The 25,891-nt window shown below is 65.5% G+C and carries 28 protein-coding genes and 2 pseudogenes; 15 read left to right on the top strand and 15 right to left on the bottom strand.

Annotated features, from left to right (window positions below; all coding sequences use genetic code 11):
• The first annotated feature begins 218 nt into the window (after positions 1-218).
• On the top strand, positions 219-1,010 hold the full coding sequence (locus tag WQ56_RS03425; RefSeq protein ID WP_047135693.1) for a DNA-formamidopyrimidine glycosylase family protein: 792 nt from the start codon (positions 219-221) through the stop codon (positions 1,008-1,010).
• A gap of 122 nt (positions 1,011-1,132) precedes the next feature.
• Here the strand turns inward: WQ56_RS03425 and WQ56_RS03420 are convergent, their stop codons facing one another.
• Positions 1,133-1,408 carry a hypothetical protein gene (locus WQ56_RS03420; RefSeq protein WP_156170298.1) on the bottom strand — a complete coding sequence of 92 codons (276 nt, stop codon included), beginning with the start codon at positions 1,406-1,408 and terminating at the stop codon, positions 1,133-1,135.
• 584 nt (positions 1,409-1,992) lie between these two features.
• Here WQ56_RS03420 and WQ56_RS03415 point away from each other — a divergent pair.
• The 6 genes from WQ56_RS03415 (at position 1,993) to WQ56_RS03390 (ending at position 7,689) form a co-directional block, all read left to right on the top strand.
• Positions 1,993-3,174 carry a S1 family peptidase gene (locus WQ56_RS03415; RefSeq protein WP_047135691.1) on the top strand — a complete coding sequence of 394 codons (1,182 nt, stop codon included), beginning with the start codon at positions 1,993-1,995 and terminating at the stop codon, positions 3,172-3,174.
• A 272-nt stretch (positions 3,175-3,446) separates the two neighbouring features.
• Positions 3,447-3,743, top strand: a complete 297-nt coding sequence (locus WQ56_RS03410; protein ID WP_047135892.1) for a hypothetical protein — start codon at positions 3,447-3,449, stop codon at positions 3,741-3,743.
• Between the two features lie 109 nt (positions 3,744-3,852).
• Entirely contained in the window at positions 3,853-4,833 is a 981-nt protein-coding gene (gene rlmF / locus WQ56_RS03405) for a 23S rRNA (adenine(1618)-N(6))-methyltransferase RlmF (RefSeq protein WP_047135690.1), read from the top strand.
• Positions 4,834-4,901: 68 nt separating this feature from the next.
• Positions 4,902-6,062: an SPFH domain-containing protein gene (locus WQ56_RS03400; RefSeq protein WP_047135689.1), complete on the top strand. Its 1,161-nt coding sequence runs from the start codon at positions 4,902-4,904 to the stop codon at positions 6,060-6,062.
• Positions 6,063-6,079: 17 nt separating this feature from the next.
• Positions 6,080-7,396, top strand: coding sequence for a membrane protein (locus tag WQ56_RS03395; protein ID WP_047135688.1), 1,317 nt, complete (start codon positions 6,080-6,082; stop codon positions 7,394-7,396).
• Positions 7,393-7,689, top strand: a complete 297-nt coding sequence (locus WQ56_RS03390; protein ID WP_047135687.1) for a hypothetical protein — start codon at positions 7,393-7,395, stop codon at positions 7,687-7,689. Before WQ56_RS03395 ends, WQ56_RS03390 begins: the two co-directional genes overlap by 4 nt.
• A 16-nt stretch (positions 7,690-7,705) precedes the next feature.
• Here WQ56_RS03390 and WQ56_RS03385 read toward each other — a convergent pair whose 3' ends face one another.
• From WQ56_RS03385 to WQ56_RS03350, 9 genes are all read right to left on the bottom strand, one after another.
• Entirely contained in the window at positions 7,706-8,623 is a 918-nt protein-coding gene (locus WQ56_RS03385; RefSeq protein ID WP_156170294.1) for a hypothetical protein, read from the bottom strand.
• Between the two features lie 199 nt (positions 8,624-8,822).
• The gene (locus tag WQ56_RS03380) at positions 8,823-9,518 is read right to left on the bottom strand and encodes a hypothetical protein (protein ID WP_047135686.1); all 696 of its coding nucleotides are present in this window, start codon (positions 9,516-9,518) and stop codon (positions 8,823-8,825) included.
• 202 nt (positions 9,519-9,720) lie between these two features.
• Positions 9,721-10,500, bottom strand: coding sequence for an SHOCT domain-containing protein (locus WQ56_RS17580; protein WP_052772808.1), 780 nt, complete (start codon positions 10,498-10,500; stop codon positions 9,721-9,723).
• An 83-nt stretch (positions 10,501-10,583) separates the two neighbouring features.
• Entirely contained in the window at positions 10,584-11,489 is a 906-nt protein-coding gene (locus WQ56_RS17575) for a restriction endonuclease (RefSeq protein ID WP_052772807.1), read from the bottom strand.
• 63 nt (positions 11,490-11,552) lie between these two features.
• Positions 11,553-12,203: a hypothetical protein gene (locus WQ56_RS03365; RefSeq protein WP_231583339.1), complete on the bottom strand. Its 651-nt coding sequence runs from the start codon at positions 12,201-12,203 to the stop codon at positions 11,553-11,555.
• Between the two features lie 294 nt (positions 12,204-12,497).
• Positions 12,498-13,049 carry a hypothetical protein gene (locus WQ56_RS18475; protein ID WP_156170292.1) on the bottom strand — a complete coding sequence of 184 codons (552 nt, stop codon included), beginning with the start codon at positions 13,047-13,049 and terminating at the stop codon, positions 12,498-12,500.
• An 88-nt stretch (positions 13,050-13,137) separates the two neighbouring features.
• Positions 13,138-13,320 carry a hypothetical protein gene (locus tag WQ56_RS03360; protein WP_047135684.1) on the bottom strand — a complete coding sequence of 61 codons (183 nt, stop codon included), beginning with the start codon at positions 13,318-13,320 and terminating at the stop codon, positions 13,138-13,140.
• Position 13,321: 1 nt separating this feature from the next.
• On the bottom strand, positions 13,322-13,825 hold the full coding sequence (locus WQ56_RS03355) for a DUF6036 family nucleotidyltransferase (RefSeq protein ID WP_047135683.1): 504 nt from the start codon (positions 13,823-13,825) through the stop codon (positions 13,322-13,324).
• Positions 13,826-14,054: 229 nt separating this feature from the next.
• Positions 14,055-14,495: a DNA methylase gene (locus WQ56_RS03350; RefSeq protein ID WP_047135682.1), complete on the bottom strand. Its 441-nt coding sequence runs from the start codon at positions 14,493-14,495 to the stop codon at positions 14,055-14,057.
• Between the two features lie 132 nt (positions 14,496-14,627).
• Here WQ56_RS03350 and WQ56_RS03345 point away from each other — a divergent pair, with 132 nt between their 5' ends.
• Positions 14,628-15,077, top strand: coding sequence for an FKBP-type peptidyl-prolyl cis-trans isomerase (locus WQ56_RS03345; RefSeq protein WP_047135888.1), 450 nt, complete (start codon positions 14,628-14,630; stop codon positions 15,075-15,077).
• Between the two features lie 84 nt (positions 15,078-15,161).
• Here WQ56_RS03345 and WQ56_RS03340 read toward each other — a convergent pair whose 3' ends face one another.
• From WQ56_RS03340 to WQ56_RS03330, 3 genes are all read right to left on the bottom strand, one after another.
• Positions 15,162-15,533: a YajD family HNH nuclease gene (locus WQ56_RS03340; protein WP_047135681.1), complete on the bottom strand. Its 372-nt coding sequence runs from the start codon at positions 15,531-15,533 to the stop codon at positions 15,162-15,164.
• A gap of 61 nt (positions 15,534-15,594) precedes the next feature.
• The gene (locus WQ56_RS03335; RefSeq protein WP_047135680.1) at positions 15,595-16,212 is read right to left on the bottom strand and encodes a L,D-transpeptidase; all 618 of its coding nucleotides are present in this window, start codon (positions 16,210-16,212) and stop codon (positions 15,595-15,597) included.
• Positions 16,213-16,373: 161 nt separating this feature from the next.
• Complete coding sequence (locus WQ56_RS03330; RefSeq protein ID WP_047135679.1) at positions 16,374-16,643, bottom strand: membrane protein; 270 nt, start codon at positions 16,641-16,643, stop codon at positions 16,374-16,376.
• A 774-nt stretch (positions 16,644-17,417) separates the two neighbouring features.
• Between WQ56_RS03330 and WQ56_RS03325 the strand changes: the two genes are divergently transcribed.
• The 4 genes and pseudogenes from WQ56_RS03325 to WQ56_RS17920 form a co-directional block, all read left to right on the top strand.
• The gene (locus WQ56_RS03325; protein WP_047135678.1) at positions 17,418-17,906 is read left to right on the top strand and encodes a hypothetical protein; all 489 of its coding nucleotides are present in this window, start codon (positions 17,418-17,420) and stop codon (positions 17,904-17,906) included.
• A 72-nt stretch (positions 17,907-17,978) separates the two neighbouring features.
• Entirely contained in the window at positions 17,979-19,487 is a 1,509-nt protein-coding gene (locus WQ56_RS03320; RefSeq protein WP_156170290.1) for a hypothetical protein, read from the top strand.
• Between the two features lie 28 nt (positions 19,488-19,515).
• The gene (locus tag WQ56_RS03315; protein WP_047135676.1) at positions 19,516-21,198 is read left to right on the top strand and encodes a GH25 family lysozyme; all 1,683 of its coding nucleotides are present in this window, start codon (positions 19,516-19,518) and stop codon (positions 21,196-21,198) included.
• Between the two features lie 432 nt (positions 21,199-21,630).
• A pseudogene (locus WQ56_RS17920) lies at positions 21,631-21,861 on the top strand (transposase); the annotation flags it as partial.
• A 541-nt stretch (positions 21,862-22,402) separates the two neighbouring features.
• Here the strand turns inward: WQ56_RS17920 and WQ56_RS19220 are convergent.
• Positions 22,403-22,552: pseudogene (locus WQ56_RS19220) on the bottom strand (IS3 family transposase); the annotation flags it as partial.
• 380 nt (positions 22,553-22,932) lie between these two features.
• Positions 22,933-23,592 carry a hypothetical protein gene (locus WQ56_RS17570; RefSeq protein ID WP_156170288.1) on the bottom strand — a complete coding sequence of 220 codons (660 nt, stop codon included), beginning with the start codon at positions 23,590-23,592 and terminating at the stop codon, positions 22,933-22,935.
• Between the two features lie 677 nt (positions 23,593-24,269).
• Here WQ56_RS17570 and WQ56_RS18470 point away from each other — a divergent pair.
• From WQ56_RS18470 to WQ56_RS19215, 3 genes are all read left to right on the top strand, one after another.
• The gene (locus WQ56_RS18470; RefSeq protein ID WP_156170286.1) at positions 24,270-24,932 is read left to right on the top strand and encodes a HEPN domain-containing protein; all 663 of its coding nucleotides are present in this window, start codon (positions 24,270-24,272) and stop codon (positions 24,930-24,932) included.
• Positions 24,933-25,159: 227 nt separating this feature from the next.
• Positions 25,160-25,630, top strand: coding sequence for a hypothetical protein (locus tag WQ56_RS18465; protein WP_156170284.1), 471 nt, complete (start codon positions 25,160-25,162; stop codon positions 25,628-25,630).
• A gap of 56 nt (positions 25,631-25,686) precedes the next feature.
• Positions 25,687-25,891, top strand: a 205-nt coding sequence (locus tag WQ56_RS19215) for a hypothetical protein (RefSeq protein WP_231583338.1), incomplete at its 3' end; no start/stop codon positions are given.

Genomic DNA, 25,891 nt, shown 5'->3' with positions numbered 1-25,891 from the left:
CTTCCCCCGCCAAGCGGGGGGAAGGTTGGGATGGGGGCGTTTTCTCGCGCCAAGCCCGTGCCCCCACCCGGCGCGCGGGCGCGCCGACCTCCCCCGCAGGCGGGGGAGGTGCGCGGCCGGCGGGCCAACGGACCCGGCGCAGAGACGCCGGCCAACCCCGCCGGCCCGGACCGTACCGCTGACCCGGCACTCACGCACCGCGGCGCGATACTCCCCGCATGCCCGAGGGTCCGTCGATCGTCATCCTGCGCGAGGCCGCCGCGGAGTTCGCCGGCCGCAAGGTGCTGCGCGTGACGGGTAACAGCACGCAGGACATCCAGCGGCTGCGCAACCGCACGCTGGTCGCCGTGCGCAGCTGGGGCAAGCACCTGCTGCTGCAGTTCGCCGGCTTCAGCGTGCGCATCCACTTCCTGCTGTTCGGCAGCTATCGCATCGACGACACCAAGGACGCGCCGGTCCGGCTCGGCCTGGGCTTCAGCAAGGGTCGGTGCCTGAACTTCTACGCCTGCTCGGTGCGCTTCATCGAAGGCGACCTCGACGCCGTCTACGACTGGCGCACCGACGTCATGAGCGACATCTGGGACCCCGCCGCGGCCCGGCGCAAGCTGCGCGCGCGCCCGCAGGCGCTGGCCGCCGACGTGCTGCTCGACCAGGACGTCTTCGCCGGCGTCGGCAACATCATCAAGAACGAAGTCCTGCACCGCATCCGCGTGCATCCCGAAAGCCGCATCGGCGCCCTGCCGCCGCGCAAGCTCGCCGAACTGGTGACGCAGGCGCGGACGTACAGCTTCGACTTCTACCGCTGGAAGCTCGCCTTCGAGCTGCGCAAGCACTACCAGGTGCACACCAAGCGCACCTGCCCGCGCGACGGCACGCCGCTGCACTACCGCAAGCGGCTCGGCGCGGCGCAGCGGCGCGCCTTCTGGTGCGACACCTGCCAGCGGCTGTACGGCGATCCGCCTGACACGCCCGACGATCCTCCCGAGCCACCCAGGCGACGTACGCGCTGACTCAGGCGGCAGCGATCCAGCCGCGGGACGCGTCTGCGGCGTCAGAGTGATCGCGCTGCGGCTTCTTCGCCGCGACGACCGGAGGAACGTCCCTCCGGTCGAGTATCAAGACTGCGTGCGGCTCAGTCGTCGACAGTGCAGCCCAGCGACACCCGGATATGAAAGTAGCCGGTGGCCGGATCGACCCATTCGGCCAGCACCGTGGTCTGCTGGTCGGACTGGCCCCAACCGCGGTAGCACTGGTCGTACGCCGAGCGCTCCGCGTACTCGAGCGCTTCCTGCGCGGACCGCCCGGCGCCCTCGCCGATGACCTCGTAGTGATGGCGCGCAGCGAAGGCCGTCGTGCTGGACACGGCGGCAGCCAGCAGCACGCCCGCGGTCAAATGCCATTTCTTCATCATGATCTCCATTCGCGTCGGGGGAGCCCGCATCTTGCACGCGCTGCAAGTCCCCGAGGTTGAATGCGGGTGTCGATTCGATGACAGACGAACGAACCGGGGGACACCAAGCACGCGAAGGCAAGCGCGCGTGGCGCATCCCCGACCTTCACGACGCAGCGCACAGTTTCGCGCGGCGACACGCGCCCGATACCGGCGGATGTCGGAAAAGGAGCGCTGGTTGGCATTCATCCAGCGCCCGCGCGCTTGACCGTGCCGCGACGCCCGGCCTACTTTCGAGACGCGCTGCGGATCCAACGCACGAATGCCTACGCGACTGCAGCGCGTCGTCTCCAGCAAGGCCGTACCGGTCGTTGGATACCGGGCGGCAGCCGCAGTGCTCGACGCTCCGTCACGCAGTCCGCAATGCGTCTTCGGCCGCCGGCCGTGGCGCCGATTCCGTCCGGATCGGGCCGCCATGGCGCAAGGGACCGTCACCGCCGCGGGAATCGGATCGGCCGCGCATTGCCCGCTGCTCCCGGCACCACCGCCCGGCACACGCCCCTGGCACGGCCCATCCCGAACGCTACAAGGAGGAAGCACCCATGCACACCCTGCACGCAGCGGTCCGCCGCACCCTCGCCCTCGCCCTGCTCTCGGCCGCCGCCGCAGGCGGCAGCGCGCTCGCCGCCCAGCCCGGGCTGCCGAGCCTGGATCCGGGCATGGTGGCCGCGCTGGAACGCGACCTGGGCATGACGCAGGACCAGTACCGCGTCACCGTGGACGCCGAGCGCCGGGTGCCGACCGTGGAAACGGCGGCCCGGCAGCTGTACGGCGACAGCTACGCCGGCACCTGGATCGAGCACGACGCCGACGGCCAGCCGCGCCTGGTCGTCGCCACTGCGGCCCGGGACAAGCGCCTGCCCGCGGTGGACGGCGCCGACGTGCGCCAGGTGCGCTACAGCCTGTACGAACTCGACCAGGCCGTGCACGCGCTCGACCAGTCGGCGACCTCGCGCATCATGCGCCGGCTCGACGGCGTGCAGTCGTGGGGCGTCGACCTGCCCAACAACCGCGTCGTGGTCACGCTCTCGCCCGGCGCCGGGCGCGCCGAGGCGGTGCTGGACTTCCTGGCCCGCAGCGACGTCGACACCGGTGCGCTGCACTTCGAGGTGTCCGAGCAGGTCCCGTCCACGCTGATCAACATCTACGGCGGCATCCAGTACAACACCTGCTCGATCGGCTTCCCGGTGACCCGCGGCAGCACGAAGGGCTTCGTGACCGCGGGCCACTGCGGCAGCGCCGGCACCGCGGTGCGGATCGGCGGCACCACGGTCGGTTCGTTCCAGGCCAGCAACTTCCCCGGTTCCGACGCCGCCTGGGCCACCGTGCGCCAGCAGGACACCCTGTTCGGCCGCGTGTGGCAGTACAGCGGCAGCACGACCACGCCGGTGGTCGGCAGCGCCGAGGCCGCCGTCGGCGCGGCGATCTGCCGGTCCGGCTACCGCACCGGCTGGCGCTGCGGCACGATCACGCGCACCAACGTCAGCGTGACCTACGCCCAGGGCACGGTGAACGGCCTGCGCGAATCGAACGCCTGCGCCGGCCAGGGCGATTCGGGCGGCTCGTGGATCTCCTCGGCCGGTCACGCCCAGGGCGTCACCTCCGGCGGCGCGCTCGGCACCGATGGCACCAACTGCGGGATCGCGCAGAGCCAGCGCCGCAGCTGGTACCAGCGCCTGACCCCGATGCTCAGCTCCTACGGCGTCACCCTGGTCACGAACTGACCGTCACGCCCGTTCGGCGTGACGCGACACCCCGGTCCGCCGGGGTGTCGTGTTTCAGGGAGACGCCGCGTGCGCGGCGGGAACCTACCGGGTCTCGTTCGCGCGCTCGAAGGTGATCCAGTCCGCGAACCCGGCCTCGTCGGCGGAACCCGCCCTGCCCGGCGGCTGTGCGTTCCCACGGAACCTTAACCTCGCTTCCCTACCCTGACGCCCGTCCCGCGACGCCGGGCCGGCGCGGCCGCAACCCGCAACGGCGCCCCGCGTCGCCCACCCTGCAAGGAGATTTCCATGAGGAACGTGCCCGCATCCTGTTCGCCGGCTGCCTGCTGGCGCTGAGCCCCCAGGCCTTCGCCGAGGTCGTCAACCTGACCAACAGTGCCGACGGCGCCAACCGCGACGCCGGCATCGCCGCCGTCAAGGAGAAGCTGCAGGCCGCCTGCACCGACCGCAAGGGCACGCCGGACGCCGATTCGTTCGAGGTGGTGTTCGAACGCACCAGCGAGAATCCCGACGTGCCGAAGCCCTACTCCGTCGACGCCAAGATGCAGTGCGACCTGCCGCAGGGCTGATCCCCGCCCGCGACCGACCGCGAAAACCCCGCTCCGGCGGGGTTTTTCTTTGGCGACGCCCGCGGCCCGCCATACTGGCGCCCTGCCGTCCGTCCCACCGAGTGTCCGCATGCCCGTTCCTCCCGGCCCCACCCGCGCCGCCCCCCTGCACCCGCGCAACCGCCATCAGGGCCGCTATGATTTTCCCCGCCTGCTCGCCGCCAGTCCCGACCTGGGCGCCCACCTGCTGACGACCCCGCGCGGCGACACCAGCATCGCGTTCGACGACCCCGCCGCGGTACGTGCGCTCAACCGCGCGATCCTGCGCAGCGACTACGGCATCGCGCATTGGGACCTGCCCGACGGCGCGCTGTGCCCGCCGATCCCCGGCCGCGCCGACTACCTGCACGGCCTGGCCGACCTGCTGGCCGCGTCCGGCGACGGCACGATCCCGCGCGGCGCGGCGGTGCGCGTGCTCGACGTCGGCGTCGGCGCCAGCTGCATCTATCCGCTGCTCGGCCACGCCGAGTACGGCTGGCGCTTCGTCGGCAGCGACATCGACGCCACCTCGCTGCAGGTCGCCACCGCGATCGTCCAGGCCAACCGTCTCGACAAGGCGATCGCCCTGCGCCTCCAGCCCGCCCGCAACCGCATCTTCGAGAGCGTCGTGCGCGAGGACGACCGCTTCGACCTCACGTTGTGCAACCCGCCGTTCCACGCCTCGGCCGCCGACGCCGCCGGCGCCCACCAGCGCAAGCGGCGCCAGCTCGGCAAGGCGCCTCCTGCCGGACGCGCGACGCCCCCGGCCCCGAACTTCGGCGGCCACGCCCACGAACTGTGGTGCCCCGGCGGCGAAGCCGAGTTCCTGCGCAGGATGGTCCGCGAGAGCGCCGGCATCGGCGACCGGGTGCTGTGGTTCACCAGCCTCGTCGCCCGCGCCGAACACCTGTCCGGCCTGCGTCGGCAACTGCGCCAGGCCGACGCGGCCGACGTGCGCGAGGTCGCCATGGCGCAGGGCAGCAAGCAGAGCCGCTTCGTCGCCTGGACCTTCCACGACGCCCCCGCGCGCGCCGGCTGGCACGCCGGCCGAGGCGCCGCGCCCGCGTCTTGACCTGCGCGCAGGTATAGTCCGGCGACACGGCGGGCGCGGTGCCCGGCGACCAATCGCAGGGAGTTCCCATGGGTCTTGTGCAAGCGGTGAAGGGGGCGGTCGGCGGCGTGCTCGCCGACCAGTGGAAGGACTTCTTCACGGTGCCGGCCGGCCTGCCGCCGACCGCCGCCCTGTTCGCCGCCGTGCCGCAGGGCACCAATGCCGGGCGCGGGTCCAACACGCGCGGCTCGACCAACATCATCACCAACGGTTCGAAGATCGTCGTGCCCGAGGGCTACGGCCTGCTGCTGTTCCAGGACGGCGCGATCACCGGCTTCGTCGCCGAGCCCGGCGGCTACGAATGGCGTTCGGACGACGTCAACTCGCAGTCGATCTTCGCCGGCGACGGCATCGTCAGCCCGCTGATCCGCCAGAGCTGGGAACGCTTCAAGTTCGGCGGCCAGCCCGGCGCCCAGCAGGCCGCGTTCTTCGTCTCGCTCAAGGAACTGCCCGACAACCGCTTCGGCACCCAGTCGGAGATCTACTGGGACGACGGCTTCCTCGGCACCCAGGTCGGCGCGCTCACGCGCGGTTCCTACACGCTCAAGATCGTCGACCCGATCCTGTTCGTGAAGAATTTCGTGCCTGCCAGCTACCTGCAGCCCGGCCAGGTGTTCGACTTCACCGACATCGACAACGCCGCCGCCAGCCAGCTGTTCAACGAAGTCGTCGGCTCGCTCGCGCCGGCCTTCAGCCTGTACACGAACGATCCGGCCAAGGGCAACCGCATCACCAAGATCCAGCAGGATTCGCTGGGCTTCGCCCAGAGCCTGTCGGAGGCCGTCGAACAGGGCTACCAGTGGAAGTCCGACCGGGGCCTTGCGATCGTCAAGACCGCCATCGTCTCCATCGAGTACGACGCCAACACCCGCGAACTGCTCAAGACCGTGCAGCGCGCGGATGCGCTGGCCGGATCGCGCGGCAATTCCAACCTGCAGGCCAGCGTCGCCCAGGGCATGCAGTCGGCCGGCGAGCACGGCGGCGCGGCGGGCCTGGTCGGCCTGGGCATGGCCTCGGGGATGGCCGGTGGCCTGGGCAGCCTGCAGCAGCCGGCGACCCCGGCCGCACCGGCGGCCCCCGCCGCCGACGACCCGGTCGCCAAGCTCAAGAAGGCCAAGGAGATGCTCGACCTCGGCCTGATCACGCAGGACGACTACGACGCGCTCAAGGCCAAGGCGCTGGGCCTGTAGTCGCCGGCGCCGCGCCCATGTCCGACTCCAAGCTGCCCCCGCCGTTGCCGGCCCGGCCGGCCGACGGCCCGGGCTCGCCGCGCGACGTCCCGCCCCTGCCGGGGACGCACCCGATCGACCCGGCCACGTTGCCGGGTGCGATCCGCGACGAGCTCGAGGCCCCCGACCCGCTCGCCATCGACACCGCGTCCGCCGAACTGCGCGACGGCCTCAACCGCTGCCCCAAGTGCGGCTCGACCGACATCCGCCAGCGCCCCGGCACCGACGTGCTCGTCTGCCTGTACTGCCGCAACGAATGGCACGGCGAACGCGTCGAGGAGGCCTTCGGTTTCGGTGAGGGCATCGACGGGCTCACCGGCACCGTGCTCGCCTCCGGCGCTCGCGACATCGAGGCCGACGCCGCCGCGCTGATGACCTTCAAGTGCAGCGGCTGCGGCGCCGAGGTCACCGTCAACACCGAGAATGCGATGACCGCCCGGTGCCACTGGTGCCGTCACGTCTTCGGCATCAACGAGCAGGTGCCCAACGGCGCCGTGCCCGACGCGGTGCTGCCGTTCCACATCAAGAAGGACGACGCCGTCGCGTGCATCCGCCAGTTCGTCGACAAGCGCCGGCTGTTCGCGCTCAAGGCGTTCAAGGACGAGTTCACGCCCGACAACGTCGTCGGCGTCTATCTGCCCTACATGGTCGTCGACGGCCGCGCGAGCGCCGCCATCGCCGGCAAGGGCGAGATCGAGACGCGTCGCTACACGCGCGGCACCGACAACAACAAGAAGACCTACTACGACGCCGACGTCTACCGCGTGGAACGGCAGGTGGACTTCACCGTCGACGACCTGCCGCTCGAATCCTCGGCCGAGCGCGGCAACCTGGACATCCAGGCCAACACCAACAACATCATCAACACGATCCTGCCGTTCGACACCAAGAACGCCGTCAGGTGGAACGCCTCGTACCTGGCCGGCTTCACCTCCGAGAAGCGCAACCGCAACGTCGAGCACCTGCGTCCGCGGCTGGAAGACCAGTTGCTGTCGATCGCCCGCGCCCAGGTCGAGGGCTCGGTGCGTCGCTACGACCGCGGCGTGCGCTGGGAACACGAGCGCCTCGACGTCCACGGCACGCGCTGGGTCTCGATGTACCTGCCGGTCTGGCTGTACTCCTACCACCAGCCCGGCAGGAACGGCGGCCTGCTGCACTACATCGCCGTCAACGGCCGTACCGGCGAGACCATGGGCAGCGTGCCCGTGCAGCAGTGGAAACTGCTGCTGGCCGCGCTCACCGTCGGCACGATCCTCGAAGGCCTCGCCATCGCAGCCCTGGTGACCATGGCATGAGCGACGAAAACGGACTCTGGTTATTGCTCGCCGGCCCTGCCGGCGCCACCGCCCTGTACTGGGCGCTGTACCGCTACTACCGCAACACCGACAAGTCGCACGCCTTCGAGCGCGAGACCACGGTCGACGCCACCCCCGTCACCGGCACCGACAACAAGGTCGGCACCGTCAAGGGCACCCAGGCCACCCGCATCCAGGGCGACAACGTGCACGACTACCGGGCGCGGGTGCGGCGGGTGGCGAGTGCGGTGGGCGAGGCCGAGGGACCGAACGGGGACAACGCGCCGCCGTAGGCGGCGCACAGGTAGCTCAAGCCGGTTCGGTGACCGGCCATGTCTCCGGACGCGGTGCCCAGTCGCCGTCGCCCAGCACGGCCTGGACCAGATGTTCGAGCGGATAACCGAGCGCATTGTCCGCGGCAGCAGCTCCCGCATCGTCGTCCGTCGCCGTCGCGGCGAACGCGCGGAACGCGACCTCGTCTTCGCGCGCGGCCAGCCCGGTGATGATGCGCGCCAGGTCGTAGGCCATGTCCAGCCCGCCGTTCGCGGTATGGAAGGCCTCGCCCGACCAGAATGTCTGGATCGTCGTCGCGTTCCACCACGCAGCGTGGCGCGCGGCCATCTCGTCCGGCCGGTACAGCGCCAGACGCGGATCGGCGAGCCGCGGCAACAGCGTCTGCTCCACATTCACCGCGAACCCCTCGTGCAGCCAGTGCGGCATGGGGAGGTGCGCCAGCAGCGCATGCGTGAGCTCGTGGACGACGACCGCCTCCAGCTCGTCCAGGCCGTCATGCCAGCTCGCGAAGTGTCCGTAGCCGGCATCGATGAAGACGCCGCTGGACATCGGCGCCTCGTCGTCCTCGTTCCGGTACTGCGACACGTACGCGTCGTAATCGTCCAGACTGGCGAACACCAGCACGACGTAGCGGCCATAGCCGACATCGCTGGCAAGCGACCCGAGTCGCTCATGGATCGCCCGCAATGCCTGTTCGCAGGTGCGCAGCACCAGCGCCGCTTCGCGCGGCGGCTGCGCCGACAACAACAGGAAATCATCGGCCCCGTACTGTCGATAGGCCGACGGCAGCGCATCGGCCAGCGCGTCGAGCCAGTCCATGGCGGCGGCGTCGTAGTAGTCGTGCAGAAACCTGTCGTCTGGGTCTGTCGGCAAACCGGCACCCACAACGTGCCAATCTGGCACCGGAAGCGCCATGTCGTCGCGCCAGACCATGTGAACCGGCAACCGCGCTCTCGCTTCGCGTGCCTCCGACGCGACGGGCGCACGCGCCGTTCTCCTGCCGAACAACCACCCGAGCATTGTGTCTCCGTCGAATCCGTCATGGTGCTGCGCCCGTTACACGACCTGCCGCATATCCCGGCAGGTCGCAACGCGTCCGGCTCTTCACCCAGGCTTGTGCGATCGCGAGGTGCTACTCGCCTTTCAACGGCGCGATCCGCCCGTCCGCGATCCGCCACGCTCCGTTCTCCACGCCAACGAAGAACGGCTTGCCTTCCCAAAGGCTCCAGAACACGTGCACGTCCGTCGGGACAGGATCGAGCAGATGGGTGATCATCATCCCCACCGAATTCGGACTTGGCGCGAGCGCGATGCAGCTCCGCGTGTAGGGGCGGCTTGCGACGACGCCCTCGCCCTCGATTTCCAGCCGATACGAGCCACCGATGGGCACCGATCCGCGCGCCGGACGAGGCAGCAGGTACGCCATCCACCCGTCGGACGCACTCGATGGAAACGCGATCGCGTCGTAGTCCTTGCCGCACCGCGGCGCATCGAACGCCATCGCCATCGATCTTGCGCGCACCGCAGCCGATTCGTAGGCCGAGAGTTCGCCGGGCGCCGCCACGGCCTCCACCGGCGCCTGCAAGGTGCCGTCAGGCGACACGACCGCACGGTAGATCGCCGATGGCGTCCGATCTACGACCGTCACGGCGATACCGCCGTCGCGCGCTTCCGTAATCTCGCCCGCGACCCGGCGATCCCGGCGCATTGCCCGGTCCCTCTGCATTTCGGCTTTGACCGACGCGATTGCCCGGGCATGGAGATAGAGCGTCCGACCGTTCTCCTCCGCCGCGACGAGCGCACTCTCCTGAGGGCCCCGATCAGCCATGACGGGCGAGACGCAGAGCAATCCTGCCAGCCATGCCGACCTTGACGAGCATCGCCGCCCGAATGTCTGCAGACGCCGATGTAGACGAGTCGGTTACGTTTAGACCAAACATTTTCGAAATCCTGTCGATGGAACAATCGATCACTGCGCCGGCGGCCTCATGTTGCGTCCGCACAGCGCACCCTGCCGCGGTCCTCGGCGTTCAAAGCTCGAGGAGAATCCGCGCCTGCTGGGCCTTGAACGTCTCCTCGTCGATGAGCCCTTGCGCATGGACGCTGCCCAGAGTCTCGAGACGCGACTCGATCGACGGACCCTTGGGCATGTCCGGCGCCGGAATCGTCGACCGGCCGGCAAGACCTGCGACGAGATTCTGCGAGGCGAACATGCGGTCGAAGACGTCCTGATACAGCTCCGCGTACCGGCGCTTGTAGTGCTTCCATCCTCCCGTCGGCATCGGGTCGACGCCGTTGAAGGCCTCGCTGCTCAACAGGTGCCCGGCCCCGGTGTAGACGTCGATGACGACGTCGTGGGTGAATTCAGGGTTCGCAAATCCCTGGTCGTAGGACCACTCCTTCAGCGTGACCAGAAAGATCAGATCCACGCCGTCGGCCGTGAGCGACCGGGCCCGGACATCCGACGCGGTGCCCTTGACGCTGGGCTCGTACGTGGCGGCATAACCGGCCTGTTCGAACCCGAGACGCAAGCGCTCCCCCAGATAGCTGGCCATCGGGGAGTTGTCCGCGGTATTGCGGCTGATCGGAATCCCGTACAGCTCCCGGGTCATGCCCTCGTACGATTCCTTGCTGTCGCCGTCGAGCACGTACGGCCGGCTGTCGATCACGGTGAGCGTGACCACCTGCCCATCGCCTGCCGCGGCGGGCACGCGCATCGGGTAATCCTCATGGGCGATCCTCACCGCGATCGCCGAGGTCGGCAATGCACAGACGAGCACGATCAGACCAGCAGCAACAGACTTCAACATTCGTTCGGGTTCCTGGTTGGATTCAACGTACATCGACCGACGAGCACGCACCGGTGCCCGCAGTCGATACGGAAAAGAAGCGACTACATCTCCGGCGTGGAGTGCCGCAGTACCTCCATGGCCGCGTCCGCCTTGCGTTGCGACTCGCGGACGTCGGCAAGCGATGGCTTGGGGCGTGCCGCGTGCTCGATGCAACGATCGACCGTCGAGCCGGTGCGCGGATCGCGCTCGATACAGAAATCGTGGGCTGCAGGCATCGGCGCGGCGAACGCGCGGGGCGAAGCAAACTGCGAGACCGACGCCGGAGGCGGCGCCGCGACGGCGACGGGCTTGCCGACACCTTCCAGGCGTTCGCCCAGGTTGCGGAAATTGGCCTGGATGACCAGATACCCAGCGAGCGCCAACACCGCGATGGCCGCGATCTTCAGCAACATCGTCGCGGCGGTGACCTTGGCCCAGGACAGGGCGGCCTCGCGGCCGGCAGGCAGGGCCTGGCGCATCGCAGTCCGTACCAGCCGCTCGCCGATCTGCACGGCGAGCGCGTCCGCGCCTTGCATCGCAGCGATCGGCACCTGCGGCAGCGGTCCGAGCATCGCACGGAGTTCGTCGCCATCGATCAGCTGGATCCGGTCGTTGCGCGCCGCGGCCTCGATGGCCGCCCTGGTGAACTCGCCGCTCGTCACGACGATGGCGCCATCGGCCCTGGCATTGACCATCACGCCGATCAACTGATGCACATCGTTGTGCGGCACCTTGTACGCGTTCCAATGCTTGACCTGCACGAGGAGCAGCCGACCATCGCGCCGCAACTCGAGGTCGACGCCGCCGTCGAAGCGATCGGCTGTCGCACCTGTCCCGACATGTTCGACGTGGTAACCCGCCTCCCGGTAGTACGCGGCGAGCAGATGTTCCAGCCGGTCCCACCGCACGCCGACTAGCGCATCCTCGCGACGCCGCGCCACACGCTTCAATCCCTGCCGCATCTTCATCCCCTGACTGCTCCACATCGCCGCATCCCGCAACATCGTCCCGGACTAGCGCACCCGGTTCCGCTATCGGGCCACCACGGACAGCAATATCTCGCTGCCGATGTCGAGCGTGTACTCGAAGTTCTGGTGCATTCCCCCGTAGCCGGTGTCGCCGGGCGCGTAGTTGGCGCCGATGCTGAGCGTGTGCCGGCCGCGCGGCAGCGGCGCGATCATCAGCCAGTAGCCGTCGGACGCCGACAACACGGACGGGTCCTCGGGATCGAACCGGAAGCAACCGTCGCTGCGCACGCGCATCGCCCGTACGTCGCCAAGCGGCCGGCCATCGAGCATCGCCACCGCGCTGAGCAACTGGTCGTTGTTGACCGCCACCCAGCCCTGCGCAGCCGCACAGACCTCGGCCTCCGCGTCACCGCTGTCCTGGAAGTAGGTGTTGATGACCGGGACCAGCAGATACTTGCCTTCAGGCACCACGCAACGGCGCTTCGGCGAGAAAGTGCCATCGGTACCGGCAAGGAACCAGACCGGACTGTCGGGATCCTGTCCGACCGCACACCAGCGCCCGTCCGGATCGAGATACGGCGCAATCCATTGCCCGATCGCCCACCGCCACCAGCGTGCGGTCCACTCGCCCTGGCTGATCCCCGCGACGGCGCCTTCCGCCAGCCGCGCGTCCCGCAGCGGCGGCGACGCGCTGGCAGCGTCCTCGGCCGGCATCGCTGCAGCCACGCCCAGGCCGACGACCGACGCACACAGCGCCGACCACAGCATTCCCAGAATCCGCATTCCCTTGCCCCCGCCGGCCCCCTACCGGAAGGCGATAGTCTAGCGCCGCCGAGGCAGCAGCGGCAGTACCCTCAGGGCAATCGGGCACGATTGTCAGCGCGACGAGCATGGGCTGATGGTCTCGTCTCCGCCGCCCCCCCCTCGGCCGGCGATTGCCTCTGTTATCGAGGTCGCACGCTCGACCAACGCGTCGCCTCTTGCGATGAAATGGGGAGCCATTTCTGATCACAAAAGCTCAGCAGGCCGCGGTAGCACCAAGAAGAACGGCCCTTTGCAGTCACGCCGATCCTCGGCAGGCACCACTCTCTCTACCGCTTCATCTCCGGGCAGCGTTGAACCGCCGATCTGCACGCGACGACCTACTGGCAGGACCAGAGATCCCTTCGCGTCCAGAACGCCCAACGTTCCATCAAGGCGCGCCATTTGATAGTCGTGCGGATAGACGAGGGTGACGTCGCCAACTTCAGAATTACTGAAGCTCAAACATCCACCCACCACCTTAGCCGTTCCCTGCAAGGGGGCCAGCGCGTAAACGATGGGCTCTTGCGAAACATGCGTACGGACGAGTCGAACATCAGTGGGGCTGATCGCGGGTTCAACAGTGCACCCAGCACTACTGGCGAACAGCGCTAGCGCGATCGCCCGAACAAACCATTCACAGGAGTTGCGTTTCGTTGCGCGCCTGGTAGCTGCGCCCTTCGGATCGCGCTCACCTGGAAAATCCATGATGTGATCCGGATCGATCAAGCGCTGCTGGTGGTCGAGGCTCACGATCACCTGTTGGGTCCAGTCGTGGGCAAGCCATCATGACGCCAGGTGACAACAACAGTGGCTGCAGCCGACACTGACCATCTTGTAGCGAATCTCAATCGCGAAGCGCGAGGCGCTCAGGCGATAGCGCGCCACTCCGATAAGCGAGCAGGACCATCTCCTCAAAGAAATCGATCTTCGCGGCGGTGCTGAGCCCCATCCAATCCCGCAACTGGGCTCGCTCGGCGTCTTCGAACGTAAAACCGGCTGGAGCGGTGTCGCGTTCGTTCTTGTGCATATCACTCATCCGACCCAGCCTCAAAGATCTGCTGAAGTTTGTCGATGTCCTCAATGTCACGTGCTCGGCCGGCGCGTCGCTTCATTTCGATGAGGTGCGGAATAGAGGCGACCCGTACAGGCACGCCATCCACTTCCTTGGTCACAGCGTTCTGAAACAACTGCTCGAAGGCAATAGGCTCATCTATGAACACATCAATCGAGCGCAGAGGATTGCTGGGATCCCAAAGCGGAAAGACCAGCATGTTGCGGTTATCCCTCCACTCCGCGCGCTTGGCCGGATCGGCGAAGTCTTCGAGTGTCACCGGTAGCCGCGGCCGCAGGCCAATGGCAGCCAGCGATGCCATGCCCCGACGCGCATTGTCGGGTGACAGGCCGATGGCCAAGTCGAGATCGGCGGTGGCCCGCAGATAGCCGTGAAGAATCACGGCCAGTCCACCTACCACAACGTAATCGACCTTGGCATCGGCCAGCGTTCTGAAGATCTCGCGGAGGTTGAAGGCCATCTTGTGGATCAGCAGGCAGCAGGTGGTGGCGGTGTCTGGCCCATCATAAGGACAAACGGCACCACATTCGCGGTTCCCTCTTGGCCCGGGCAGGTTTGGCCCGACATCAGCCGTGCCCTGCGGGTGGTCGAAGGTGCGACGCTTCGCTGTCGGCAACTGTGTAGCTTCCGCCGACGGTTACGATAGCAGCCGGCGACCGCTCATCATCCAACCTGGCGTGCACGGTGCGTTATCCATCCACAAACACCGCCGCTCCTGCCTCCCGCATGAAAATCCCCAACGTCACCGGCCCCACACCCTTGAACGCGAGCAGGCGGCCCTCGAAATCCTCGCGGCTCTCGGCTGCCTCGGCAATGCCCAGGATGCGGCCGTCGTAGTCGTCGATGAGCGTCCGGCACAGCAGCGAGAGACGGGTCGCGGTGGATTCGTCGTAGCGTCGGTAACCGCCCTCCCCCAGCATGCGCACGAGTTGGACATGCGTGCAGGCGCCGAGCTTGCGGGGCGTGTCGCGGCCGTGCACCTCCACGATCACTCGCCAGGTCTCGGCTGCGATGGTCTGCGAGATGCGGTTGCCGAACAGGAAGCTGGCCAGGAACCACTTGAACAGGGCGGACTCGTCGTGTGGCTTGATCTCGAACCCAAGATCGCGTGGCAGCAACTGGCGACGCATGCGTGCTCTTCTCCGGATGCGCACTGGACAGGCCCAGTGGCTTGGTCACAGTTCGCCATGGCCGCTGTGAACCCGGCGCGGTGAGCAGCGCTTGGCGCTATGCTGCCCGGACTCTTCGTCGTGCTTCTGCCCATGTCCTATCGACCGCATCGCCATGCCGCCCTGCTGTCCGTCCTGCTGCTCGCCGCCTGCGGCGGCCCGGCGCCCTACACTGGCGGCGACGTGTCCGAACTGCAGCGCATCGACATGACCGCGGGGAACGGCGCGCCGGCGGCAGCCGGCGACGAGGTGGCCGTGCACTACACCGGCTGGCTCTACGACGAGCACGCGCCCGACAAGCGCGGGGCCAAGTTCGACAGTTCGCGCGACCGCGGCCAGCCCTTCGTGTTCGAGCTGGGCGCCGGCCGCGTCATCCGGGGCTGGGACGAGGGCGTCGTCGGGATGCGACCCGGCGGCACGCGGGAGTTGCACATCCCCGCCTGGCTCGGCTACGGCGACAACGGCGCCGGCAAGGTGATCCCGCCGGGCGCATCGCTGGTGTTCGAGGTGGAGTTGCTGGAGATCCGGACGCACGGGAAGTAGAGGAAAGCTTATAGAGCTGACAGCGCTTTATAAGATTCTCAATTCACCCAGTCACAGGCGCCCCTCGGTCCCGCGCGATCTTGGTCAGGAACGGGCCTTTTGGAGCCGCGCCTTCAGATCCGCAAACGGGTTGGAGGTCGCCGCAGCGGGCACGTCCTCTGCGCTGCGCGCGCTCACGCCGGTGTGGTCGAGTTGGCGGGCATGCTCGTTGTCGTGGCAATACACGCACAGCAACTCCCAGTTGCTGCCATCGGGCGGGTTGTCGTCGTGGTTGTGGTTGCGGTGGTGCACCGTCAGTTCGCGCAGGTTGGCGCGGGTGAACTCGCGCGCGCAGCGGCCGCAGATCCACGGGTACAGCTTCAACGCGCGTTCGCGATAGCCGTTGTTGCGCTGCTCGGCACTGCGGCGGGCCTCGGCGACGATGCGGTCGAGCCTGGTCTGGTCGGGTGTCGGCATGGGCGGAGTCTACCGCCCCGCGACAGTGCCAGGTTCACATCCCTGGACACCGCGATTTGCGTCAATCGTCGCCCTTCGCCGCGCGGCTGTCCGCGAACTCCGGAAAGGTCTCCGCGATCGAATCCTTGTCCGGCAGGATGTAGAACACGCCGCCCTTCTCGAACGTCGAGCGGACGACCTGCTCGTAGAAGTCCGATGCGACGTTGATGCAGCCGTGGGTGACGCGGTTGTCGTCCGGCGTGGGCGATGCCAGGCGCTCCTCGCGGCGCTCGGCCGGCGTACCGCTTGCGGTCGGATGCAGCGAGACCGCCGAATCATAGTCCACCCAGAGCACACGACCGGCGTCGATCGATGGACCATAGCCGCCCACGAAGCGACCGGCCGGCGTCGTGCGATCCCGCCCCGGAATCTCGCGAAGCGCAAGACCGGCGATGCCGGGCGCCGCATGGTCGCCGATCGCCGAACCGAACAGCCCGGGGGCTGCGCCACGCAGCTTGCCGTCGCCGCCGAACACCAGGATTTGCGCGGCGGCCTTGTCGATCACCGCGAACGGATAGCCATGGTTGTCTTTGGCAGCGATGACCCAGCCCGCGAGCTCGATGACCGTGTCGGACACCTCCAGACCAGGCGGAAGCTGGTCGACCGAGGCGACCGGTGGCGTCACGGCGTCTTCGGCCATGGCCACGCCCACGCTCGCGGATGCCAACGCAAGCAGCAGCGCACCGTGGAAGACCCGCCTCGCAGCGTGTGTGGACTTGGCGATGGGACAACTCCTCGAAAAAACGGGTGAACCACCGGGACCCGTGGCCGGCAGGGCCAGCGGGTCCCGGTCCGGTCAGATCAACCGCGCGGCGTGCGGCGCGGCGCCGTTTCAAGCTGCTGGACGCGACGTTCCATCTGATCCAAGCGCTGGTTGGCCTGCGTCGCGGACTGGTTGGCGGATTCCGCGCTCTGGGCCGCACCCTGCACCCGCGAGTCGAGGGAATCCAGGCGCGAGTCGATACGTGCGAAGTCTTCCTTGTAGGTGGCGCAGCCACCAAGGCCCACGGCGGCGACGAGCGCCACGCCGATCATTTGTGCCGTCTTGCGATGCTGTTGGATGAGCGTCATTCGGGGGGTCTCCTGCTTCGGGGGAGTCCGGAATATAGCGGCGTTCTTGCGGCCCTATTTCATGCGCCTTCAGGCGAGATTGGACTACGTCGAAGTCCTGTGAAATGCGTCTATGTACTCACCTGGGGCGTCCACCATATGGCAGAAGATGTCCAATTGTGCTGCCCCTTTCAAAGGGGAATCCTGTGATGCTCCCCACACTGCCGCATGCAGCGCACGTTGTGCTGATCCACGTCAATGCTCGTGCGACTCCTAGATAGATAATTTGGCGGTGTCGGCGGACAGGGTCCACTAATGCGTGCGACTCCAAACATCTCATCCCCAAGCCCTGCCGTAGGGTCGAACGGTCGCCGCCGTATCGACAACGTGCGGTATGTCCACGAGTACCGGGCCAGGCCGCACACGATCTCCGCCAGGTTCAACGCGGCCTAGGGGCAGCGATCGCCATACAGGGCCAGACGACAGGTGACTACGTTGCGTGTGCAGCACTGACGCGATCCCGTCTGCGAACGGAGGGCATATTTTCGTACCCATTTTTCTTGCCTGCTCGACGGAGCTTCCAACTTTCACGAAACTCAGTGACAGAATCGCGCTGCCCTCGCTGAACAATTCTCGCACGCACTTGATTCTCCCAACGAAACTCGCGACGCCATCACAGAATCCTTCAGCCGACGAAAATTTCTTGCCACTAGGGAAGACCGATCCCCTACACCCGCATTGGAAGCCTTCATAGCGTAAGGCACCACCAATTGCCAAAGTTGCACAGGGGGATTCATGGAGGACATAGGGACGCCACAGTGGCTCTTGCCGGGCTCACAGCCGGGTGAATGTTTCATCGGCCTTATCGGCGGCGCGTCCATTTTCATGGGTGAATCGCGGCACATGTGCGTGTGCTTTTGCGAACAAAACAAGACGTTCGTGGTAGAGGCCTTGCCCGCATCGTTGGCCGAGATCGGCGCAATCGGGGGCTTCGACCTCGTCATCGATCTCGTCAATGCCTATGGCGGCAAGCGCATCTACCTACCGACACGCGCCACCCGATTCTTCGACATGACCGGTCTGGACGTCCCACCGACGGTCTACGAACACTGGCGTGACATCGCCGACGTTAACGGCCAATTGGATATCCCCAGTTCCTGGGGCCTGTTTCTCTCGCTTCGTCGTGCGGCCATTCGGGTCGCTATCGCCAGGAAATGGCCCCCCGAGCTGCTCCAGGCCACCTTCGGCGTATCCAGGCGCCAACTCAAGGCCTACCAGAACTAAATGCCGCCACACATCGATGTGGCAGCACGCCACTCGACCCCAGCCACTACGCCACCTCACTGGAGATGCATCATGCCTTCCGCCATTCCGTACGATCCCGCACTCGCACTCGGCAACCTAGTCAGCCGAGAACGCCTCGATGTGCTTGAACAGATCGCTGCTGCGCAAGCGCCAGCCGATGCCGCCGAAGACTCGCTCAATTCGCTGATTTCCACCAAACAATCGCTGGACATGACATCCCAGGAATTGGCGGGCATGGGCATCGACACCACCGAACTGGACGCCGAGCGGGCCGAGTTCGGCAAATCGGTGTCGGCGGCCGCAGAGGCCTACGCGAAGGCCAAGGTGCAGGCAATCAAGGAATCCCAGCCTCTGCGCGCCAAGATGTCAGGCCTCAGTGATTCGATCGAATCCCCCATCGACTACAACCGCAGCCAGATCAAGCAGATGCCGTTGTCCGCCGACGGCCTGCGGATGAACGTCCAGTACTTCAGCAAGGACTCCAACAGCCAGGATTCCGGCACGCACGCCTCCAATGTCGCCAAGTTCATCAGCGGACAGATCGGGCATCTGGGTAGTTCGTTCTCCGCGGAGGCCTCACGTTCCTCGGCGAGCCAGGTGCACAGCCAGACCCAGAACCACAGCATTACCGGAACGCTAGTGATCGCGATCACCTGCACGCACAAGGATGCGGTGCTGCTCGCCCCGCTGATCCTCGATGTGGACAAGGGCATCCGCGCGTTCAATGCCTATTTTCCGGACGACATGATCAAGACCGATTCGCCGGCCAACATCCAGGAAATTGCCACCCGGGCCGAGACCAAGGACGAGAAGGCACTAACGATTCTTTCGGGCGCCACCATGGGTTCGTGCTTCATCGGAATGGTGCACATCCTCAACGCCACCGATACGCGCAGCAGCGAAGCCATGGAAAGCGTGGCGTCCTCGCTTCAAACCCAAATGAAGGTCGGCAGCTGGTTCAAGAGCGCCTCGGGCGGTTTCGGCGTTAGCAAGTCCTTCAGCGATGACGCGAAGTCCCTGCTGTCCTCACAGAACATCACCTCGCACTGCACGCTGACCACCATCGGATCCATCCCGTCGATCAAGTCCAACCAGGTCAAGATGGGCGTGCGCGAATTCTCCGATTCGGACGGCTCAGCATCGATGACCGCGTTGCTCAAGCTGCAGGGCGTGACCCAGAGCGACCAGCAGTCCGTCGCTTCGTCCGCCAGTGCGGCGCGCACGGGCCAGAACCTGGTCGCCCTGAAATCCGGGCAGATGGAGAGCGCGCTCTCGGCCCTCAAGGACATCGATGATGGCGCCAACAAGATCATCGACATCAATTCGATGATGGATGCGCTCGACGACTATGTGCAGAAGTGCCTGGACGGCAAGCTCGGAGCGCCGATCACCTACTACCTCAAGCGGATTACCGCCTCGCAGCTGGCGCAGGGCTGGATAGCCAAGTACTACCCGGGCAAGTACCTCAGCGTCTCGATCGACGACGCTGGTCCCGCCACGCCGCCCGCGGTCAGCCCGCCCGACAGCGGAAGTGCTGCGCCTGCCGAAGGCGGCAGCTGATCCGCGCACCGGATAGGAGGACATCGCCATGGACGCTGCGATCCGATTCGTCCGCGCATTGGACAACCTGACCCGCACCGAGCGGGACTGGCTGCGAGCCCTGCTGGACATGTGCACGGACGGCCCCGCCGCGCTGGGTGATCTGTGGCAACGCGCCTGGTTCGAAGCGCGTCCAGGGGCTGCGCTGATTCTGCAGCCTGAATCCGGTGCGGCCTATCTGTACGCAGACGTTTCGCAAGACAATCAATCCGACCACGCGCGCGCGGACACTCTTTCAGCCGCGCTTCTGCTAGCGGATCTGGTTCGATGCGGATTCGCCAGTGCACACCACACCAGCCATACCACGGCAGGGGCCTTCCGTTGCCTGGGACGCCGCTTCCACACACCGCAGATCGCACTGGAACATGGCACGCCCCGAATCGTGCTCAACGAGGCGGGTGACTACAGCGAGGTCCCGTCCGAAATCCGCAGCAGCCGAGGCGAGATTCTGTTCACGGGCCACCGCCTCGATGCAGAAAGTGCCGGCCTCCTGCTTCAGTACACCAGTGGCGTACTGGCGATCCGGCCGGCTGTCCAGGTCGCCTGGCTGCGGGAGGCGCTGGATGCCGGGCATCCGGCGCCCGCTTCGTTCGATGTAGACGAGATCGCCGTATCGCCTGCGATCGCTTCCGCCCTTCCTGCGTCAGCGCTCGACCCTCACCTGGACGCACCCGCGCCGCAGGCCGAGGCACCGCGCGACTCACGTCCCGCGTTCAAGGACACCAGGCGCCCAAGGCGGCGGCGCGGCCCGCGTTGGATCGCTGTGCTGGTCGCGTGCAAGCTGTCTGTGATGTTCGGCGTGGCCATCGGAGTCTATGTCGACGACGCCTCCGAATTCCTGGACCTGTCCAGGCAAGCCAGGGCAGACACACTGCGTCGGAGCACGCAGCCAATGCCGCCTCAGCCCGATACCGCCATCCGCAGTGCACCCGCGGAGGTGATCACGGCGCCGGAGGCCTGGCCCAAGCCCGTGTATGAGGACGAGACGCACGCGCGCGATACGGCGCAGGTTACCGAAGCGCCGCACACGTCAGACGGCACTACACTTTTGGGTACCGACATTTCCCAGTGGTCAGGCAACGGCACGCGCGGCGCCAGGGCAGTGTTTGAGGCCGTGCCCGATCTGCACTTCGCCTTCGCTCGCGTCGCGTACGGCAGACGGCTGGACCACGAGTTCCACACCAACTGGCAGCTGATGGGGGAGCGCAACCTTTATCGAGGCGCCTACGTATTTCTGAGGCTCGACGAGGATCCGATCGCACAGGTCGACAATGCGGTCGAAGCACTAGGCCCCGCCTCGCCCCGGGATCTGTGCCTTACCATCGATTTCGAGGAACTAAGCTTCAACCCTCATCATCCTGCGCACAGCAAGCCAGATGTCAGACGTATCGTGCTGGCCGCGCTCGAGCATGCGCGGGACAGGCTTGGTTGCATGCCGCTGCTCTACACCAACTGGAGCATGGGCAGCACCTACCTCGACGATCCGCAGTTCGCGCAATACCCGCTCTGGATTGCCGATTGGACCGACGCGCCCGCGCCACGGCTGCCGCCCCCATGGAAAACCTTCGCGTTCTGGCAGCGCTCGGATCGCCTGCCCGCGAGCCCTAGCCCGGCGGATCTGGATCTCTTTCCAGGCACGCACGCGGACTTGGTACGACTGGTCCGGCGCTGACCTGAGCCAAACCTTGGACCGCGGCGTCCGCGCCTCGAACCGCCAATATGCTTTCGCGAGTCCTTGCGTCACATTCGGCGGGCACGCAGCGCATCACGCAAGCGAACGCGAGTATCCAAGAGTCCGAGCACATGTTGCGCTCTAGTAGCGTCAGCGTACCAGCAAGGCCCCGCGAACGCGCCAGTGAATGGCCAACAAAGGTTCTTCGCAGATTAGCGGGAAGCCGTTGACGACCACCACCACCCTACGCCTGATTTACAGGCGCAAGGGTGAGGAATGCTAGACTGGAAGACGATCGAGAAGCTAGGGGGCTGGGAGCGACGGTCGGACCATCACGATCTACCTCAGGCCATCAGCACGCACGATGTACGGCAAGCACTGCGGCAGCCGGCGCCCGCAGGGACATGAGACGACCGTGCGCCGGGCATGGGACGGGCCTGGGAGCACTGGCTGGACCAGGCCCAAGCCAGTCGGATTGCCGCGCTGGCTCATTTCGCGGCCAAGCTCAAAGCCTACTTGCATGGCATCGTGTCTCGCTGCCGGCATCGGCTCAACACCAGCATCGTTGAAGGAATCAACGACCCTATCAACGTCATCAAGCGTCGGGCCTACGGGTACCGCGATCAGGGGTACTTCTTCCTGGAGATTCGCGCAACCTTCCCGCTATTTAGCGAAGAACCAAAAAATGCCCTCTCACCTCTGAGAGGGCATCCATGCAGCGAAGATCACCTGGCTTCAGCTGATGACGGAACTCACCTGAATGGTCTCGTGCGGATTACCCGCCACGTTGGCCGAGTACGTGATGTCGACGCTCTCGGCGCCCTGGATCGCGGCCTGCGCATTGGTGCACCGGAACTGCACCGGGCCGCCCGCCAGACCTTGCAGTTGCACATTCATGGGATTCGCCGTCATCGCGACGATATCGGCAGCGCCTCCGCGCGCATTTTGGATCAGCGTAATCGTTGTCATTGGACACTCCGTAGCGAATGGTTCGTTGAGCACGGCGCCAGTCTCGACATCCGACATGGTCGCGGTGGCAGCCGATCAGCTGCAGGACCAACTTAGAATTGTTGTGAACGATGCAATAGAGGACCGGCCCTCCCTATCGAGTGTAGTGCCGGCTGGCGAACACCAGACCATTGTCCGAGCGCAAAAGGAACGGTTTTGGCTCGCGCCCGAGCATGCCGCAGCGCCTAATCAAAGCCTACTCGAGGGCTGCCGCCGCGGTGGTCGCCTGACCGCTGCGCGAGAGTTGCCAGCCCAGCAACCGCCGGGTATGGCAGTCGATCATCAGCGCCAACGTTAGCCAGCCATCGCGGCTCGCCCAGATCCGGCACAGATCGGTGGCCCAGCGCCGGTCCGGTGCGAGAGGTCTGCGCCGATATCAGCGTCGCCAAAGTGCGGACGCATGGAGTGAAGCAGTTCCGGTTGTAGATGCGTCAGCGCTGCATCGAAGGCAGCACGGTGGCCGCCACCGCAGAAGCACAACTTCCCTGGTGTTCGTCATGTAGACGCTCCAGTGCGGTTTCGCCCTTCACCGCCTGGCAACCGCGATGCGCACGGCAAAGCCTCCCGCTAGAGGAAAATACGGTCGGCATTGTGTGTGCGCGACGGCGCAAGGTCCCTTGCCGTGGATCATGCGGCGGGACAGCAAGCGATCACGCCAAACTGGTGCGAGTGAGCCCAGACACCGATGCGACCCGCAGCACGCAAGCGACTGCGGGTCGCGTTCGCTCAATGCAGATCGCTGCCCTGCCGCTTGGCGGCCCCACCCGCATGCACGTTGTACAGCGCCGGCACCTCCCGGACCCGAAGTCCTGGCGCCGGCACCTCGTCGAGGGGTTGCGAGCCCACCTGCCGCATGATCGTGTGCGCGGCGTCGGCGTCATTGAAGATGGTGGTGCCGGTCACAATCAGCGTGCCCTGCGCGAGCTCCCCGCCTTCGCTGGCCATCAAGAGGTCGCCTTGCGCCGTCAGCTGATCGAGCAGCCGGTTCATTTCGTCGAGCTGATCGAGCGTCACGCCGAATGCGTAGTCGTCGGCGACTGACGCGCCCGGTTCGTCCGGGACGAGAGGCATCGCCGCATCCGAACTGCCGGCGTTATCGCCGTCCTCGGTTTCCTCCGTCGCAGCCGCCGTCACGCCTTGCCTGTGCAGGGAACCAGGCTCGGATACCTCGTTCATCACCAACTGCACCTGCTCGGCCAGCATCTCGAAGTAACTCGACAGCGCCGGGGTGTCGATCGGGGGCCCGTTTTCCTGCTCGCCCATACGTGGCTCCGACAGACGCGCCAGCAATTCAACGTGCTGGTACAGCTTGCGCAGCCGGAGCTCGCCGTCCTCGGACAGCAGATAGGCAAACGACCCCTGATCTTCCGTCTCGAACTTCGCCATCATCGTCTCCTCATTCCATGAAGTGCCCGTCCGCCAGACGGAGGACGGGAAGTCGGGAGGTTCGAAACCGCACAGAGCCGGCGGGCGTATTTCCCCGAAGGGTGTTGTATTAGCCGCCCTCCCGACGCAGGCATCGCGTCGGTCCATGCCCGCAAGCGCACGGGCACAAAAAACCCACCGGTTTGACGGAGGTGGGGACCGCTCTGTGAGGAGTTTCGACGCTCCTTGCGTATGAGTCTGCGACGGGCAAACCGAGGTGTCAAGGGCGTTGTCAGCGGCGTGCGTCCAGAATCTGCACGTACTGCCAGAGGTGTCAGGAAGGCCTCTATCGATGTGCTTCTTGTCCGCCAGCAAGGGCTTGCCGTCCGCCAGGAAGAAGTGGATCAATCCTCCGACAGAGGCCTTTTCCGCCCGTAGCGCCGAACCCACGGTCACAATCGCAAACTTGCTACAGCAATATGGGCGGTCGCCTCCTTGTTATGCCACCCCGTTCACGGGTGTAACGCATATGCCCGTTCAACCGTCGATAACACAACGGCACCGTACGTATGCGGGACCGGTCGCCGCCCGGCAACCTACTGATGGATGGTAGGTTTTTGCCCTGTTTCCAGCGCCCCCAACCTGAGCCATACTGCGTGCAACGCCGCGCTTAGGCGGTCCAATAGGCATTAGATGCCATGACAATTTACGGCGACTTCCAGAACAGCATAGCCGCGGCAGACAAGCTGCTTGCTATGTACGTAGAGCTGAGGAGATTGCGTGGCCTTGGGCAGCGCGGCGCTTTAAGCGCCGCGAACAATGACCTGCTTTGGCTTCCGCGCTCCGCTGTTGTCGCATCGCTCTCAGCGCTAGACGCTTATGTTCATTCCGTCGTCTATGACAGGCTTCCGCATGCGCTTCGTCAATCTCCAATTCCGCAGTCGCTGTGCGACGCTATGTCCTCAATCCTCCCCATCAAGAGTGCGGAGGGCTTCCGTAACGCAGCACCAATCATTGCTAGCGCAGACTCCCTCGCGGAATTATCAAGGCTTCTCAAGGAAAAGACGCTGGTGTTTGTCTCTTACCAAGCGCCTGAAAAAATCATTGCTGCGTACGATCTGATTGGCCGGAACAACATCTTTGATCTTGTTTCGGCTATGTGGCCAGGGCCGGCAACATCCGCAGACGACATCAAGAGATACCTCGCAAACTATGTCAAACGCCGGAACCAGATCGCCCATGAGGGCGATCTCGAACATGGCGGCAATGAACGGCCAATGCAGCCAAACTACGCCCGGGACTGCAAGGAATTCGTAGTCAACCTTACCTCCAGGCTCAATCGCGTCGTATATGGCATCTAACAATTCATTCAAGCCGATGCCGCTTCGCGGCACGGCTTAATTCAAGCGTTAGGCGCCAATTAAGAGAGCACAGGGGAAGTATCATGTCATTTCTAGCTCAGATCATCGCTTATGTAGTCAGTCCGCTCGCGACACTTCTCGCAGTCTGGGTAGCCTATCTTGCCGTCCTCAGGGGCTCCCAACCTCAACTCCTGGTCTACTACCAACCCAATCCAGATGTTCCTTCCTTGATCGATCTCGTTATTGAAAACATTGGCGGTGGTAGTGCAATCGGCGTGGCATTCTCCGAGCCACTTCCTATTGACTGCTTCGGCATTGGGAAGTCCGATGGGAGCGGCTCTTTCGTCTCAAAAGATGGCTTTCCTTCATTGTCGGCCGGACAACGTTATACTTTTAATGGAGGCCAGTATTCCGGCCTTGAGGGCAAAATGGAAAATGGACTCAGAGTCCAAGCCTCATATAAGTACCGAAACCCTCTTGGCTTCCTTCGGAAGGCCACTGATGAGTTCACGCTAGGCATCACTCATCTAGGGCGCATGCCCACCAAGACCAGCGCGAATCAAGCAATAGTCGATGCTCTGAAAGGGCCTAATAAGACAACAATGCAAGAAATCCGAGATGAACTCCGCTCAATCAATAAACATCTTAAGCTGCTGACCAAGCGGCGCGAGCGGCAAGATGGCGACATTGGCGCCTAACAATTCATTCAAGCCGAACTCGCTTCGCGGGCCGGCTTAATTCAGGCGTATGCCCCATGTACAGATCCGCGGTTCCTGATGTCGGTTTGATGTACATCGAGTCATATGAGGACCCATCGTTCGCCAATTTCGGGCGGGAGTTGGCTGCGGATGGCCTTGATGTTCGCGTCGAGTCCAGACCAGATCCTGGCCCGTACGCAGGAGTTGAATGGTTACTTCCGACGGCAGTTGTCGTGTTCTTAGGCCGATCTTATTTTGACG

This window comes from Luteimonas sp. FCS-9 (assembly GCF_001014645.1).
Taxonomy (GTDB): Bacteria; Pseudomonadota; Gammaproteobacteria; order Xanthomonadales; family Xanthomonadaceae; genus Luteimonas.
The sequence above is the reverse complement of the archived record's forward strand: the minus strand, read 5'-3'. Positions and strand labels throughout refer to the sequence as shown.

What these genes read in the sequence shown, in the direction of transcription:
- WQ56_RS03315 (WP_047135676.1), top strand. Translation starts at nt 19,516, where the DNA reads ATGGACGCTGCGATCCGATTCGTCCGCGCATTGGACAACCTGACCCGC.
- WQ56_RS03390 (WP_047135687.1), top strand. Translation starts at nt 7,393, where the DNA reads ATGAGCGACGAAAACGGACTCTGGTTATTGCTCGCCGGCCCTGCCGGC.
- WQ56_RS03425 (WP_047135693.1), top strand. Translation starts at nt 219, where the DNA reads ATGCCCGAGGGTCCGTCGATCGTCATCCTGCGCGAGGCCGCCGCGGAG.
- WQ56_RS03365 (WP_231583339.1), bottom strand. Translation starts at nt 12,203, where the DNA reads ATGCCGGCCGAGGACGCTGCCAGCGCGTCGCCGCCGCTGCGGGACGCG.
- WQ56_RS03420 (WP_156170298.1), bottom strand. Translation starts at nt 1,408, where the DNA reads ATGAAGAAATGGCATTTGACCGCGGGCGTGCTGCTGGCTGCCGCCGTG.
- WQ56_RS03345 (WP_047135888.1), top strand. Translation starts at nt 14,628, where the DNA reads ATGTCCTATCGACCGCATCGCCATGCCGCCCTGCTGTCCGTCCTGCTG.
- WQ56_RS03350 (WP_047135682.1), bottom strand. Translation starts at nt 14,495, where the DNA reads ATGCGTCGCCAGTTGCTGCCACGCGATCTTGGGTTCGAGATCAAGCCA.
- WQ56_RS03335 (WP_047135680.1), bottom strand. Translation starts at nt 16,212, where the DNA reads ATGGCCGAAGACGCCGTGACGCCACCGGTCGCCTCGGTCGACCAGCTT.
- WQ56_RS03400 (WP_047135689.1), top strand. Translation starts at nt 4,902, where the DNA reads ATGGGTCTTGTGCAAGCGGTGAAGGGGGCGGTCGGCGGCGTGCTCGCC.
- rlmF (WP_047135690.1), top strand. Translation starts at nt 3,853, where the DNA reads ATGCCCGTTCCTCCCGGCCCCACCCGCGCCGCCCCCCTGCACCCGCGC.
- WQ56_RS03415 (WP_047135691.1), top strand. Translation starts at nt 1,993, where the DNA reads ATGCACACCCTGCACGCAGCGGTCCGCCGCACCCTCGCCCTCGCCCTG.
- WQ56_RS03385 (WP_156170294.1), bottom strand. Translation starts at nt 8,623, where the DNA reads ATGGTCTGGCGCGACGACATGGCGCTTCCGGTGCCAGATTGGCACGTT.
- WQ56_RS03380 (WP_047135686.1), bottom strand. Translation starts at nt 9,518, where the DNA reads ATGGCTGATCGGGGCCCTCAGGAGAGTGCGCTCGTCGCGGCGGAGGAG.
- WQ56_RS17570 (WP_156170288.1), bottom strand. Translation starts at nt 23,592, where the DNA reads ATGGCGAAGTTCGAGACGGAAGATCAGGGGTCGTTTGCCTATCTGCTG.
- WQ56_RS18470 (WP_156170286.1), top strand. Translation starts at nt 24,270, where the DNA reads ATGACAATTTACGGCGACTTCCAGAACAGCATAGCCGCGGCAGACAAG.
- WQ56_RS03360 (WP_047135684.1), bottom strand. Translation starts at nt 13,320, where the DNA reads ATGCACAAGAACGAACGCGACACCGCTCCAGCCGGTTTTACGTTCGAA.
- WQ56_RS03320 (WP_156170290.1), top strand. Translation starts at nt 17,979, where the DNA reads ATGCCTTCCGCCATTCCGTACGATCCCGCACTCGCACTCGGCAACCTA.
- WQ56_RS03395 (WP_047135688.1), top strand. Translation starts at nt 6,080, where the DNA reads ATGTCCGACTCCAAGCTGCCCCCGCCGTTGCCGGCCCGGCCGGCCGAC.
- WQ56_RS03325 (WP_047135678.1), top strand. Translation starts at nt 17,418, where the DNA reads ATGGAGGACATAGGGACGCCACAGTGGCTCTTGCCGGGCTCACAGCCG.
- WQ56_RS03355 (WP_047135683.1), bottom strand. Translation starts at nt 13,825, where the DNA reads ATGGCCTTCAACCTCCGCGAGATCTTCAGAACGCTGGCCGATGCCAAG.
- WQ56_RS17575 (WP_052772807.1), bottom strand. Translation starts at nt 11,489, where the DNA reads ATGAAGATGCGGCAGGGATTGAAGCGTGTGGCGCGGCGTCGCGAGGAT.
- WQ56_RS17580 (WP_052772808.1), bottom strand. Translation starts at nt 10,500, where the DNA reads ATGTTGAAGTCTGTTGCTGCTGGTCTGATCGTGCTCGTCTGTGCATTG.
- WQ56_RS03330 (WP_047135679.1), bottom strand. Translation starts at nt 16,643, where the DNA reads ATGACGCTCATCCAACAGCATCGCAAGACGGCACAAATGATCGGCGTG.
- WQ56_RS03340 (WP_047135681.1), bottom strand. Translation starts at nt 15,533, where the DNA reads ATGCCGACACCCGACCAGACCAGGCTCGACCGCATCGTCGCCGAGGCC.